General features: G+C 74.3%; 10 protein-coding genes and 1 riboswitch. Of the genes, 3 read left to right on the top strand and 7 right to left on the bottom strand.

What is annotated here, in order from left to right:
* Positions 1-82: 82 nt before the first annotated feature.
* Positions 83-234: riboswitch (cyclic di-AMP (ydaO/yuaA leader) on the bottom strand.
* Positions 235-823: 589 nt separating this feature from the next.
* The 4 genes from FN207_RS16915 to mobF form a co-directional block, all read right to left on the bottom strand.
* Positions 824-1,345, bottom strand: coding sequence for a signal peptidase II (locus FN207_RS16915; protein WP_142459663.1), 522 nt, complete (start codon positions 1,343-1,345; stop codon positions 824-826).
* Positions 1,335-1,994 (bottom strand): cation diffusion facilitator family transporter, encoded by a 660-nt coding sequence (locus FN207_RS16910; protein ID WP_142459662.1) that lies wholly within the window; start codon positions 1,992-1,994, stop codon positions 1,335-1,337. Before FN207_RS16910 ends, FN207_RS16915 begins: the two co-directional genes overlap by 11 nt.
* Complete coding sequence (locus FN207_RS16905) at positions 1,991-2,380, bottom strand: ArsR/SmtB family transcription factor (RefSeq protein ID WP_142459661.1); 390 nt, start codon at positions 2,378-2,380, stop codon at positions 1,991-1,993. The genes FN207_RS16910 and FN207_RS16905 overlap by 4 nt, the downstream gene beginning before the upstream one ends.
* A gap of 260 nt (positions 2,381-2,640) precedes the next feature.
* Positions 2,641-8,154, bottom strand: coding sequence for a MobF family relaxase (mobF, locus tag FN207_RS16900; protein WP_142459850.1), 5,514 nt, complete (start codon positions 8,152-8,154; stop codon positions 2,641-2,643).
* Positions 8,155-8,346: 192 nt separating this feature from the next.
* Here mobF and FN207_RS16895 point away from each other — a divergent pair, with 192 nt between their 5' ends.
* The 3 genes from FN207_RS16895 to FN207_RS16885 all read left to right on the top strand — a co-directional run bounded on the left by FN207_RS16895 (position 8,347) and on the right by FN207_RS16885 (position 10,093).
* Entirely contained in the window at positions 8,347-8,613 is a 267-nt protein-coding gene (locus tag FN207_RS16895; protein ID WP_142459660.1) for a helix-turn-helix domain-containing protein, read from the top strand.
* A gap of 410 nt (positions 8,614-9,023) precedes the next feature.
* Positions 9,024-9,599: a hypothetical protein gene (locus tag FN207_RS16890; protein WP_142459659.1), complete on the top strand. Its 576-nt coding sequence runs from the start codon at positions 9,024-9,026 to the stop codon at positions 9,597-9,599.
* Positions 9,600-9,634: 35 nt separating this feature from the next.
* Complete coding sequence (locus tag FN207_RS16885) at positions 9,635-10,093, top strand: hypothetical protein (RefSeq protein WP_142459658.1); 459 nt, start codon at positions 9,635-9,637, stop codon at positions 10,091-10,093.
* A gap of 321 nt (positions 10,094-10,414) precedes the next feature.
* Here FN207_RS16885 and FN207_RS16880 read toward each other — a convergent pair whose 3' ends face one another.
* The 3 genes from FN207_RS16880 to FN207_RS16870 all read right to left on the bottom strand — a co-directional run bounded on the left by FN207_RS16880 (position 10,415) and on the right by FN207_RS16870 (position 12,985).
* Positions 10,415-12,103, bottom strand: coding sequence for a M48 family metalloprotease (locus FN207_RS16880; protein ID WP_185938388.1), 1,689 nt, complete (start codon positions 12,101-12,103; stop codon positions 10,415-10,417).
* Between the two features lie 386 nt (positions 12,104-12,489).
* On the bottom strand, positions 12,490-12,714 hold the full coding sequence (locus FN207_RS16875) for a hypothetical protein (RefSeq protein ID WP_142459656.1): 225 nt from the start codon (positions 12,712-12,714) through the stop codon (positions 12,490-12,492).
* A 19-nt stretch (positions 12,715-12,733) separates the two neighbouring features.
* Positions 12,734-12,985 (bottom strand): hypothetical protein, encoded by a 252-nt coding sequence (locus FN207_RS16870; protein WP_142459655.1) that lies wholly within the window; start codon positions 12,983-12,985, stop codon positions 12,734-12,736.
* Positions 12,986-13,226 lie beyond the last annotated feature (241 nt).

The raw sequence follows: 13,226 nt of genomic DNA, 5'->3' as shown, positions 1-13,226 counted from the left end.
GCGGGCGCAGCCCGCTCCAGCGGGAAAGCCGGAGACGACGTGGTGGTGCGGCAGGGCAAGGGCGCGCCATGCGGCGGCTCTCCGTTCTTCCGGTGGCCGCCTACCGAGTTAGCTGACGGGTTCGGGCGGGAAGCAGCCCTACAGGCCCGGGACGTCAGGCCCCGGAGCGCGATTCACCCCAGTACTGCAGTGGGTCCCCGGTTCGCCGTGGAGGCGACTCGGCGGCGTCCGCTCGGACTCCCCTGAAGGGGCGTGACGACCGACCGGACCCAGCCACCGTAGCTTCGTTATCAGGTCGTGACAATCTGCGACCGCTGATTCGTCAGGTGACACGCGTCGCGGACGCCCGTTGACGCGGGTGCCGGGAGGTATAGACCGACGCTTTCACGCCGGTCCTCGCCCTCGACGACGAGAGCGCTGCGCCGCGGCGCGATCGGTCAACGGCACGACCGGGGCTGCCCTCACCGGGTGGCCCGAGCGGGCCCGCAACGACCAGCCCGGGCTCCGCGGACGGTCCGCGACCACGAAGGCGGTGCAGGACGTCGAGGCCGATGGTCGCCGGATGAGCGAGGAAGTCCTCGACGGCGGCCCGGCTCACCGGCTCGTCGGTGAGCGCGTCGTCGATGCGAGCCAGGAGATCGGCCGTGCTCGGTCACCGGCAGCAGCGAGGGGTCCTCGACATGGTCGGGCAGGCCGGCGTGGAGCTCGCGCCAGGCCGCCGCGGTGGGTGCGGCGGGCATCGATCGGCAGGCGGAGGGCGCTGGTGGGACCGGGTGCGACGACGGGCGGTGCCGGGCGCACCGCAGCGGTGCCCTGTCCGCTCCTAGCGCCCCTGGCGTCGGGGCATGTCCTCGCGCAGCACCGCCAGGGCCACGGTGACCGCGCCCAGGGTGATGCAGACATCGGCGAGGTTGAACGTCGGCCACCACCCGGTGTGCAGGTAGTCGGTCACCACGCCGTCGCCGGCGCGGTCGGAGAGGTTGCCCACGGCGCCGGCGAGGACCGCGGACAGCCCCATGAGCACAGGCCATGAGGCGGTCGAGGCTGATCGCCAGGCGAAGACGGCGACGCCGGCGGTGATGAGGCCCGTCACGGCGAGGACCACCCAGCTGGGCAGGCCCGCCCCCAGGCTGAAGGCCGCGCCGGAGTTGTAGCCGAGGCGAAGGTCGAGCAGGCCCAGGTCGATGCTGCGGCCACCGGTGAGGTTGTGCTCGGCGGCTGCCTTGAACGCCAGGTCAGCGGCTGCGAGAACGAACGCCGTGGCGGCGACGGCCAGGCGAGCAGTGCGGGGACGGCGGGGTCCGGGCGCGTCGCTCACTGCTGCCGAGGGCGTCTCAGTCGTCATCGTCGTCGTCCTCGACCAGTTCGCCCTCCCAGGCTTCCCGTCCCTCGTGGATGGCGAAGGCGGCGATGACGAAGCCGGCGACGGGGTCGAGCCAGGTCCAGCCGACCAGGGCGTAGAGGGCGAGGCCGAGAAGGGTGGAGATGCTGAGCAGCACGCAGATCCTCGTCTCGGCGGCGTCGGCCAGGATGAGCCGGTCGCCGCCGAGGGCCTCGCCGACCCGGCGCTTCGCGCGGACCAGCAGCGGCATGACGATGATCGAGGCGACGAGCAGGACGATCCCGACGGGGGAGTTGTCCGGGGCCTCGTCACTGAGGAGGCTGCGGACGCCCTCGATGACCACGTAGGCGGCGAGCACGAAGAAGGTGACGGCCACGGCCTTGAGGGCTCGGCGCTCCTTGGCCTCGTCGGCCTCGCCGTTGCGCAGTCGGGCGGCCAGACGCAGGCCCACCAGCACCGACGCCGCGGACTCGATGCCGGAGTCGACGCCGAAGCCGACGAGTGACACCAGGCCCGCGAGGATGCCCGCGGTGATGGCGATGGCGCCCTCGGCGACGTTGTAGACGACGGTGAACTGCGCCAGGCGCAGCCCTCGCCTGGTCAGGCGCTCGGTGTCGGCGGGGCTGAGGGTCTTGGTGGTGTGCTCGCTCATCGGACCTGCGTCTCCTCGCGGCTCGTCGCTCCGTAGGTGGGGCACAGGTCGACGGCATCGCCGGTGAGGGCCAGCAGTCGCTCGGCGGCGGCCAGCAGGTCGAGCAGCTCGTCGCGGGTGGTCAGCGAGAACATCGACGCGCGCCCCTGGGGGCGGGAGTCGACGAGACCGCAGTCGCGCAGGCAGGCGAGGTGCTTGGACACCGTCGACTGCGCCAGCCCCAGGTGCTTGGTCAACTCGACGACGCGGTGCTCCCCGAGTGACAGGTGGCGCAGGATCGCCAGGCGGGTGGGATCCGACAGGCTGTGGAACAGCGAGGCGGCCGGGGACAGGCCGGACGTCTCCAGGTGCGGCCCGTCGGATACAGCGTCTCCGGAAACACTCATCGACACCCGGCGATGATAGCGCTGGAATGGGGTAGGTGAGGACCGGTCCCGAGGACGACGCGGCCCACGGTGGCTCACGGGATCGATCTGCCGTCGTCGACGAGCGCCAGCTCCGCCCGGTCCTCCCGATCGGTGTCAGCTGCGCGCGACGGATCGGCACGGCGTTGCGCTGCTGCGCACGGCGGTGATCGAACCGACCGATGAGATCCGAGACGTCGGGACGTGGCCGCGGACGTCGATCGCCAGGCATGGCGGCCACGTCACCGGCTCGGCGCAGGACCTCCCCGTGCCAACGGGGCCGAGACCCGTCGGTCCGTGGCCGGTCGCATCGGAGGCGTCTGGAGGGCGGCGGGCTCGTCGCGCGGAGTGGCAGCGACGTGGTGGCCCGGTTGGGTGCCGGCGTCGCGTGCCGACCCCCCGCTGGCGTCGAGCACCGCGGCGTGCAGGAGGCCGGGTCGCAGCTGCAGGCGGGTGGTGACCCGGTCGATGTGCTCGAGCCAGCGCAGCGGTGGAGTGGCCGCGACGACCGCCGCCACCTCGCCCAGGACCGCGGGACCGGAGGCACCACCGGCGCGCGCCTCGTGGAGGCGAGCGTCGAGGAGGTGGGCGGCCAGGCTCCCGGCCCGGTCGATCGCCTCTTGCACGGCGGGGGTGCCGCCCTCGCGGAGCAGGTCGGCGGGGTCGCGGCCGTCGGGTAGCCCCAGCCGGCGCGGATCGTCGCCGCGGGCGGTGAGCTGCCAGTACATCCGCTCGGCGGCCCGCCGGCCGGCGTCATCGGCGTCGGTGGCCACGAGGACACCGGGGCCGTCGCCCCGGATGTGAGGACGGAGCAGGTCGGCCTGCCGGTCGGTGAGGGCAGTGCCGAGCAGAGCGACACCGACGGTCCGCCCGTCGCCGGCCAGGGTGAGGGCGATGGCGTCCAGCGGTCCCTCGACGAGCGCCGGGGCGGCGCCGGCGGCCAGCGCCGCTCGGCTCTCGTGCAGCCCGAGCAGGTGCTCGCCCTTGCGGTAGAGGTCGGTGCCGGGGGTGTTGAGGTACTTGGGGCCGGCGCGTCCGTCCTCGGCGGCGGCGGGGTTGCGGCGTGCGACGAAGCCGCGGACGACACCGTCGACGTCGCGGGTGGGGAAGGTGAGCCGGTCGCGGAACCGGTCGATCAGGGTCCCGGTCCGGGCGCGCTGGGCCAGGCCGGCGGCGAGCAGCTCGTCGTCGGTGGCACCCCGGCCGCGCAGGTGGTCGACCAGCGCGGTCCAGCCGCCCGGCGCGTACCCGGGGGTGAAGGGTGTATCAGGCGTGAGATCGGTGCCCAGCCGTTCCCGCAGGTACCCGGGCGCCCAGGAGCCGGGGTAGGAGTCGGTGAAGAAGGCGGCGGCCTCGGCGTTGAGCTCGACCAGCCGGTCGCGGCGGACGGCTGCGGTGGCCCAGAAGTGCTGCTCGAGCAGGTAGTCGGCGTCGTCGACGCCCGGCTGCCCGGTCGGGGCGAAGGGGTCCGGCGTCACGTACCGCGGCGCGACCGGTGGTGGGGGAACGTCGTGGCCGCGATGGAAGGGCACGTCGGGGTCATCGGGGGGCGGGTCCGCCCGATCAACGGTGACGGCAGCGGCCTGGTCCTCAAGGGGGAGGAGCTGGTCGGCGTCGTCAGACGGTTGCAGGTCAGCCGGCAGCGGCTCGGCAGTCTCGACGGGTGCGGGGTCGGTGAGGGCGGCGACGCGGAAGACGAGCGCCTCGGCCACCCCCGTTCCGGTCGGGTCGCCGTCTGTCCCGGTGGGCAGGCCGGCGGTCGCGGCGGCGAGCAGGTCGGCGGGGGACCAGCCGCCGCGGATCCCGGTGCTGACCGCGGCGACCAGGGCCGGCCACGCGGGGCCGGCCAGCACCCGCTGCCCGTGGTCGTCGGGCAACAGCTCCAGCAGCGCACTGCACCAGTCGGGGCGCAGCCCGGCGCCGTCGGGGCCGGTGGCGACGGTGGCCGGGGCGAGGTGGGGCGCCAGCCGCCACCACAGCGCGGCGGCGGGCAGCTCGTCGGGCAGCGGCCGCTGCGCCGCGACCGCGGCGAGCAGGCCGGCGGCGTCGAGGCCGGCGCGGTCGGCGGCGGCCAGCCGGTCGGCGAGCGCCGGCCAGTGCGGATCGCGGCGCAGCCGGGGATCGATGCCGTCGGCCAGCGCCGCCCACAGCGCGCCTCCTCGCGCCGGGGTGGTCGCGGCCAGGGCCTCCTCGAGCCGCCGTTGTTGCCGGCGGGCGGTGGCCGCGGGCTGGGGTGGTCCGGTGGGGCGCCGGTCGCTGTCGGGGACGGCGAGTGCGGCGCGCCAGACGGCGAGGTCGGCGCGCAGCGACGCCCGGGCCGGGTCGAGCAGCGGTCGGGCCCAGCCGGGTGCGGTCGCCGGCGTCATCGTGGCGGCGGTGTCGGCGACCCGCCCCGCGCAGGCGGTGAGGTGACCGGCCCGGGCGGTGAGGTAGGGCCCCCAGTGGGGGTCGTCGGCCAGTGCCGTCGGCACGCTGGGCAGCCACGGCAGCGGACCCGCCGCACCGGACCCGGGCAGCCGCCAGTCGAGCACGGCGGCGGGGTCGTGTGCGCTGCCGAGCTCCCGGACCGCGGCGGCGGTGGTCAGGGCGGCGATCGGGTCGGCGCCGGCGCAGGCGAGCAGCGCCAGGTGCCCCCGCAGCGTCTGCCACGCCGCCGCGGCGGTCAGCCCCGGATGGACCTGCTCGGCGGCGTTCTCCAGTTCTTCTGCAGCCGCGGCGCCCAGGTGCTGCTCGGCGGCGAACCGCAGCGCATCGATGTACCGGATGGCGGCGGCGTGCAGCTGGACGGCCGGATCGGCCAGTGCCCGGCGCGCGCCCGTGGCCGAGGTCTGCGCGCCGTCGCGGCCGAGGATGGCGATCAGCAGGTCGGTGGCGGTCGGCGGGAACACCGCGGCGGGCGTCACGATGCTGTGCGGGTCCCCGTCCCCGACGGTGGCCAGATACAGGTGGTTGGCCGCGCGGCCGCGGGTGAGCGCCACGTAGAGCAGCTGCCGGGACTCGGTGCCGGTGAGCACGGTGTGGCAGGTGTCGGCGGTGACGCCCTGGGCGCCGTGCACGGTGGCGGCATAGCCCAGCTGCACGGACGTGCGCACGTAGGCCGCCGGCAGGGTGAGCCGCCGGCCGGTGGCGGTGTGGACGACGGCGAGGGCGCCGTCGTCACCGACGGCGGTGACGGTCCAGCGGTCGCCGTTTTTCACCCAGTCGGCCGCGCCGAGCGGCAGCCGGCGGTCGTTGGCGCGGGTGATCACCGGGTCCCCGGCGCCGGCCCGGGTGCCGTCGGCCAGCGCGACCTCCGCACCCACCGGCTGCCCGAGCGCGGCGAGCCGGTCGGCGCGGGCGCGCTCGTTGAGCTGCTGCACCACCTCGCGGGTGGCGGCCAGCAGCAGCGCGTCGGCACCGCGGGCGCGGTCGGAAGCCCAGGCGGTGTAGGCCTGCTCGGCGCAGGTGGCTCCGTCGCCGACGTGCACCCGACCGGAGTCGAGGTAGAAGCCCAGGGCGGTGGGATCGCCGTCGCGCAGGGCGACGGTGGCCGCGGCCTCGGCCGGGTCGGTGAAGCGCACCAGCGAGGTCAGTGTCACCGCGCCGTGCGTGGCGGCGATCTCGGCCAGCACGCCGCCGGCGGCGACGGAGGCCAGCTGCTGGGAGTCCCCGACCAGCCGCACCGACCCGCCCCGCCCCAGCACGTAGGCCACCGTGCGGGCGAGGTCGAGCGTGCCGGCCATGCCCGCCTCGTCGACGACGACCAGCGTGTCCGGCCCGATCCCGGCCACCCAGTCGGGCGGGTCCCCGGTGTCCAGGGAGCAGACCAGCTTGGCGAGGGTGTCGCACGGTGCGCCGATCGCCTCGCGCAGTCCGGCGGTGGCCACCGCCGAGGGGGCCAGGCCCAGCACGCTGCCCCCGTCGGCGGTCCAGGCCCGGGCCAGGGCGGCCAGCGTGGTGGTCTTGCCCGTGCCGGCCGGGGCAAGGGCCAGCTGCACCCGCGCGCGGCTGCGGGCCAGGTCCCGCACCAGCTGCACCTGACCGGGGTTGAGCTCCCGGCCGTTGGCGGTGGCCTCCAGCAGCGCCAGCTCGACGACGGCCGGATCCGCGCGGCGGCCGTCGCCGCGGCCGGCCGCGGCGAGCAGGAGGGCCTCGGCGTCCAGCACCGCCGCGCTGGTGTAGCGGCGGGCGCCGGCGACGCTGTACACGCTGGCCCCGTCCGAGCGGCGCAGCTGCGGCGGCTCGACCACCGGATCCGGATCGCCCAGCGGGATGGCGTGGGCGGGGGAGAGGGCCGTTGAGGTCACCCGGGCCACGGCGCGGTCGATGTCGCCCGGGGCCAGGCCGGCTCCGCGCACGAGCCGCTCGGCCTCCGCGCGCACGTGCCAGTACTGCCAGCTCGCCCGCTGCCCGCTCACCGTGTCCAGCACCCGGGCCGCGGCCGCGGCGACCCAGGACTCGGTGACCGCGCGCCGGCGGTGCGGCGGACGGCCGAGGACGCGGCCGAGCATGCCGGTCAGGGCGGACGCGCTCCCGAGGACGGCCAGCGCCTGGCGCCGCCAGGCCGCCCGCTGCTCGGCCAGCGAGCGGGGCTCGTGCTTGGCCTCCCGTGTCCGCAGGGTCGCCTGCTGGGCCAGCGCGATCGCCTCGGCCGCCGTCGGGGGCCGGCCTTGCTCGGCCTGGAACTCCGCGGTCAGCGCCGCCCGGGCGACGTCGATCGCCCGCCGCCGCGAGGACCACGTGCTCAGCAGCCGCGGGTCCACGCCGACGATCTCGCGCACCGGCCGCTTGCCGGCGTCCCCGCCGGGACGCTCGGCGAAGCGCACCCCGAGCCGGGTGACCAGGTGCGCCTCCAGCCGGGTGTTGTACCGCTCCGAGGCCGCGACGTTGGCCTTGTGCAGCACCCGCCCGTCCAGCGCCCGCCACTGCCCGTCGCGGGTCTGCACCTTGTTGCTCACAGCCACGTGGGTGTGCAGGTCCGGGTCGCCGGCGCGCGAGTCGCGGTGGGTGAACACCGCGGCGATCACGCCGGTGGTCTCCACCTGGCGCACGCCGCCGGCGCCTAGCCGGGTGAAGGCGGCGGTCTCCTCCAGCCAGGCGAGCGTGTCGGCGACCGCCGCGGCGTGGGCAGCCTCGACCTGCTCGGCGACCTCCCGCGGGGCCAGCGCCCACAGCGCCGAGACCGACTTCACCGGCGAGAACGTCAGGTCCCAGCCGGCCACCGCCCGGGTCGCCGGCCGCGACGCCCGGGCGATGAACCCCGACAGCTCCCGGGCGTCGGCCGGCGGGCGGCCGAACGCGACGGCGAACATGCCCCGCGCCGTCTGACTGCGGATCCGGGCCCGTTCCTCCGCCGGCAGCGGCGCCTCCCGCGGCAGGCCACGGGCGGCGTTCACCGCAGCGAACCGCTGCGCGCACCGCGCCCGGAAGCCGTCCGCCGGTGCGCTGTAGAGCAGAAACGGCAGGCCGAGGGCACCGGCGGCCCGCGCCTCGGCCGGTGTCCGGCCCGCGGCCAGAGCTTCCCGCTCGAGGCGCTCCGCGTCCGGATGACGCCCCTGCCCGAACAGCGCCGCCATCTGCCGCTCGCCGACCGGGTGCCCGGCGTCCACCCCGGGCAGCCCGGCCAGGCCGCTCCCGGCCCACGTCCCGGGCGACTCACCGCGCTGCGCGTAGTAGTCCCCCAGGCCGCCATGGCCCCGCTCCGTGGCGTCCAGCGCCGCCACCTGCCTGGTCAGGTAGGTGTATCCCTCGCCCGCCGTCAGCTTGTGCAGGGACATCACGCCCGCGGACGGTACGAACGGCACCTCCAGTCGCGGATCCGCGGTCCTCCAGTTCCTCACACTGCGGCTGGTGTCCCAACGCCCGACCGCTGACCGGCGGGCCGCGTCGAGTCCCGGTCGGGCCTCCGGTCAACGCCGTCACCCTGGCGGGCGACGACGGGCTCGACCGCCGGCCCGTACCGTCGCGCCGTGCCGTATCCGCCCCGCACGGAGCACCGGCCGCTGGCCGCCTTCGCGGGCACGGCCTCTCCACGCCCGGACCCGGACGTGCAGGCGCAGGTGGAGCGGTTCGTCGTGGAGCAGTACGCGTCAGGCCGCTCGCTCAGAGAGCTGGCGGAGCTCACCGACCGGTCGTTCTCCGCGGTGCGCAAGATCCTCGACCGGCACGGAGTCCGCCGGCGCGGCGTCGGCGCGGCCCGGCTCACCGCCGAGCCGCCGACCCCGCTCACCCGGTAGACGGCTCGCGGCTCCACGGCGTCGCCGCGGTCTGTCACGCCCCGGGGCTCGCCGGAGCCGACAGTGCATGAGGTGTGTGCCACTTGGTCCTGTGGCTTCTGCAGTGCTCCTGAGGGACACGAAGTCCGAGTCCGAGGCCGGGTAAGCCGGTCGTCCAGGGCAGGGGTTGAGATTGCCCCGGATGGGGCGCCGGAGGCGTGTAGCCAACTCCGCGAAGGCCGGGCGCCGCCTCGGCCCTCGACTTCCTTGGCTCCGCTCGTCGTCAACCGTCTCCGAGCACAGCGTGCCGCACGGGGCTGGCGGGTCAGACGACAAGAGCGGGACGCCGGTTGACGCCGCGTCCCGGAACCGGCCCGTCCGGCTGGTTACCTTCCTGCCCGTCATCCGACAGCATGGGGGAGATCCACATCATGGCCGAACCGCTCGACACCGTCCGATTCCTCAACGCCCGCTTCAAGACCGGCCCCGAGCCCGACCGCGAGCAGCTGCAGAAGGCAAAATCCGTCCTTCTCGAACACCGCGGCGCCAAGGGCACCGGTTTTGAGTACATGCTCGCGCGCGTCGACGCCCGGCTGCACGCAATCAACACCGGCCAGCCCATCGTCGAGCCCGAGAAGCCGAAGGCCGACAAGGCTGAGGTGGCCAAGGGCCTCAGCGTCCTCGCCGTCATCGGCCTGGTCGTCGCCGCCTGCGTGTCGAACATGAACGACGACAACAAGTCCAGCGGCGGCGGTCGCGACGAGATCGGCGCCGGCGTCGCCTGCGAGGAGTTCGTCAAGCGCCAGCTGCGCGCTCCGGCCACCGCCGACTTCCCGAACTTCCAGGAGTACGTCGTCACCGGCTCGGGTGACCAGTACACCGTGCAGGGCTACGTGGACGCGCAGAACGGCTTCGGCGCGCTCATCCGCAGCGACTGGAGCTGCTCCATCCAGCGCGACGAAGAGCAGGAGCAGTGGACGCTGACGGCGCCCGTCACCTTGAACTGACCGCGCCAGACACAAGACGTTGCCACGGGAGAACCATGCGTCGCAGCACCATCCTGTCTGCCGCCATCGCCATGCTTGCGTTGGCCGGCTGCAGCTCCAACGGCGTCGGACGGAACAGCCAAACCGGCGACGGTAGCGCGAGCAACTCCTCGACGAGCTCCTCATCGCCAGCGGCAAGGACGACCTCCGGGGTCAACGACGCGGCGGCCCGGAACAACTGCATCGACGCCGGTGCCGCTTACACCTCCATCCGCACCGGCCTGAGCGGGCAGGCTGACCTCGAGGGCGCCTTAAACGACTTCAACCCACCGGAAATCGAGCGGGCGACCACGGACGCCGGTGGTGATGCGCAGCTTGCTCTGGCAGAGCTGAACTACCAGACCGCCCTGGCTCGCGCGCAGGCGCTAGGGCCTGCAGGCGTCGACCAGGCGGCACTGGAAGCCGCGTACGACGCGGCGAAGGCAGCTTGCGACGCCATCGGCGGCGGGATGTAGCAAGGACGAAGCGCCCCTGTTCTGCGTGGCATGACGGGCCTGTTGTCGTTCCTCGCTTGACGGTGTCGGTGAGGTACTAGTTCCACCTCGGCCACTGGTCCCGAGCCGGTAAGTGCGTCGTCCCACTCGTCGTCGTCACGGGCGCGCAGTCCGCAACAAGTCCGCAAGACGTTCAGGCAAGGCCATAACTGACCACTACCAGTCAACGGCACAAGTCTTGTTCGACGGCTTGATGCTCGCGTGAGTGCCGGTCCGTGAGGCGCGCGGGAAGGTCTCTTATCCGCGGGTTGTGGGTTCGATCCCCACGGGGCCCACCTGATTTCAGCCTGGCAGGCTCAGCAGCCACCAGGCGGCGCCACCGACGACCGTGATTCCAACGGACAAAACGTAGGCGACCACCCACGAGAACCCGCGCACCCGCCGGCCCTCGGACGGCAGCAGTTCGCGCAGCTCGAGAACGGGTGCGGGGGTGCGGCGGTACCAGCCGCGGACCACGACCTCCTGGTCGAGCAGGTCGGGTACCCGCAGGAGGCCGAAGAGGCTGCGCGCGAACGGCCAGGGTTGCTGGTAGAGGACGGGCACGAAGCCGGAGTCGTCCTGCACGACGACGTCGGGGGAGAGGACGTAGCCGGGCATTCCGCGTCCGGTCACGTGGCCGCGCACCTCGACGGGGATGCCGCTGGCCGGATTGGCGTCCAGCCGGGGCAGCAGTGAGGCGATCCGGTCGGTCGGCTGCGCATTCCGCAGCGGGCGCTGCAGCGCGGTGCGTGCCAGGAGCGCGAGGCCGCCGACCGTCGCGGCTTGCGCCAGCAGCAGCCAGTGGTCTTGGGACCAGGCGAGCAGTCCGACGATCAGGGCCACCAGCGGCGTGTAGCGCGCGATCAGTTCTGGCAGGAAGCGCCGGCGGGCGCGGTCGAGATCGGGACCCTGGCAGGTCAGTGCGACCTCTCGGGCACTCCAACGTTGCGGTGCGCCCGGCAGGCCGCTGTCCTCCAGGGCAGCGATGCGGCGCACGACCAGAGGATGGGTGGAAAAGAGCTGGCTGAAGCGGGCCCACGGCGTGCAGGTGTCCCAGCGCAGCGCTCCGATGACCTCGCGTGGGTCCAGGCCGCGCTCGGTCGCGGCCAGCACCGTCGCGCCCTGCCGCGAGTCGGCGATGCCCAGGACGCCGGCCGCGCGCAGTCGGGAGGCACGGCGCTCGTCCTTGGCCGCGGCACGCTGGGCGTCCTTGTCCTTCCCTGCGCGGGCGGCCGCCGTGCGGGATGCGCGCTCGTCGTCCACCTGTCCCATGCCGTACCCGATGGAGACCAGGGCGCTGCACAGCGCGTCGCCGTCGCCGGTGACCCGGCAGCTGTAGTGGTCGGCGCCGAGTTCCCGCGCGCGGCTGAGGGCCAGCACCACCAGCTGGGACAGCAGGTAGCCGACGTAGCTGACGACGGCCGGCACGACGGTGTTCTGCTGCCGGGTGTCGCGGAGTGCGAGGTAGGCGTAGTAGAGGACGACCGGCACGGTCGCGGCGATGGCCATGACCAGGACGTCGTTCTGCCGCACGTGCCCGACCTCGTGGCTCACCACGGCGTCGAGCTCCCGCTCGTCCAGGCGGTCCAGGAGGCCGCGGGTCACGTAGATGTGCGCGTTGCCGCGGTGGTGGCCGAAGGTGAAGGCGTTCGGTGTGCCGTCGTCCACGACTCCCAGCCGGACCGGTTCGACCCCGGCCTCCCGGCAGCGCCGTTCGACGATGCCGGCCAGCAGTCGCGCGCGGGGATACCCGCTCACGTCGTAGGCGCCGGTGTCGTACCGGCCCTCGGCCCGGCGCAGCTCGAACGCCGGGATCAGCCATCCGATCAGGAACGGGGAGAGGGCCCACTGAGCGCCGACGACGACGGCGGCGAGCACGAACGGCAGCCACAGCGGCGCACCCCAGGCCAGGAGCAGTGCTCCGGCGGCGGCCAGCAGGGCGGTGAGGACGGTCAGGGACAACAGCGAGCGGCGCAGCACATAACCGGTCACCGGTATCCGTCCTCCTGCGGGTCACGCGACGGGGTCAGGAGCACGCGCAGGACACCACCGCGGCTGGTCCCGCGCGATCCGGGGTCGCCCGTTCGAGGGACGGGTGCTGCGTTCCTCGACCTGGCCGACACGGAGCGTGGTCGCAGATCCGCGGGCACTCCGAGACAGCCGTCGCTCACGACCCCGGTTGTCACGCCTTGCCCGCGGCACGTGGCAGGCGCGGGAGGGGGCGGCTCGACATCTCGCGGTTCCGCCGGCACGGGTCAGCCGTCACACGGACGAGCGAGCCGAGCCGGCACCTTGTGCTACCCCGCAGGCCGGCGGGCTCGTCAGTGCCAGGCGGCGAGGCGGGCACCCCGAGATCCGACCGGCCATCGAGCCGACGATCAGGGCGCCCCACACCGCGCCGACCGTGGAGCGATCTCCCGGACGTGGTCCGGGTCGACGGCGCGGAGGAACGTCGACCCGACGGCCGCGGTGTAGGTGACGTGGCACCGCCAGCCGCCCTCGGCGAACGTCCAGCCGGACGCGAGGCCGGGGATCCAGCGGCCGTCGTCGTGCCGCACCTCCACCTGGCGCGGCTCGTCGTACCGCCGCCACCAGCTAGTCACCGGGTGCCCCGCGACGGTGCTAGACGAGGTCGATCGCGTCGCAGACCGGGCAGGGGAGGGAGGAGGAGTCCAGCCGCTGCGGCGGCGGCCACGGTGTCGTCGTCAGCTGCTGCACCGGCGCGCGGCACAGGCCTCGGACGGTGCCGGCCTCGGCGGTCTGGCCGGGTCGGACGGCGTGCGGCACCCGCAGGGTCGCCATGTGCGCGCCGGACATGTGGTCCACACGCACCGTCTTCAGCTCGTACCCGGTCACGAGGTCGCTGGTCGTCACGTCCCTCAGCGTCGCCCGGCGAGGTGACAGTCACGTACCGCCGGGGCGGCGTGTCGAACCGGCGCGCTCGCTGATGCCACCGGCCAGCCGGTCGAGGCGTGGGCGCCTCGACCGGCGCGGCGGTGACCTCATCACCACGACGGTCCCGCCCGACGTGCCTGTCGGCTTCGCGCACCGCTGTGGGCGCCACGGTGCACCGTCTGCTCGGCGCTGGCGCGAGCACCACCCGGTGAGGGCGCCG

This window comes from Geodermatophilus aquaeductus, assembly GCF_900182545.1.
GTDB lineage: Bacteria > Actinomycetota > Actinomycetes > Mycobacteriales > Geodermatophilaceae > Geodermatophilus > Geodermatophilus aquaeductus.
This window is presented reverse-complemented; position numbering and strand designations above follow the sequence as displayed.

What these genes read in the sequence shown, in the direction of transcription:
- mobF (WP_142459850.1), bottom strand. Translation starts at nt 8,154, where the DNA reads ATGTCCCTGCACAAGCTGACGGCGGGCGAGGGATACACCTACCTGACC.
- FN207_RS16890 (WP_142459659.1), top strand. Translation starts at nt 9,024, where the DNA reads ATGGCCGAACCGCTCGACACCGTCCGATTCCTCAACGCCCGCTTCAAG.
- FN207_RS16905 (WP_142459661.1), bottom strand. Translation starts at nt 2,380, where the DNA reads ATGAGTGTTTCCGGAGACGCTGTATCCGACGGGCCGCACCTGGAGACG.
- FN207_RS16910 (WP_142459662.1), bottom strand. Translation starts at nt 1,994, where the DNA reads ATGAGCGAGCACACCACCAAGACCCTCAGCCCCGCCGACACCGAGCGC.
- FN207_RS16915 (WP_142459663.1), bottom strand. Translation starts at nt 1,345, where the DNA reads ATGACGACTGAGACGCCCTCGGCAGCAGTGAGCGACGCGCCCGGACCC.
- FN207_RS16885 (WP_142459658.1), top strand. Translation starts at nt 9,635, where the DNA reads ATGCGTCGCAGCACCATCCTGTCTGCCGCCATCGCCATGCTTGCGTTG.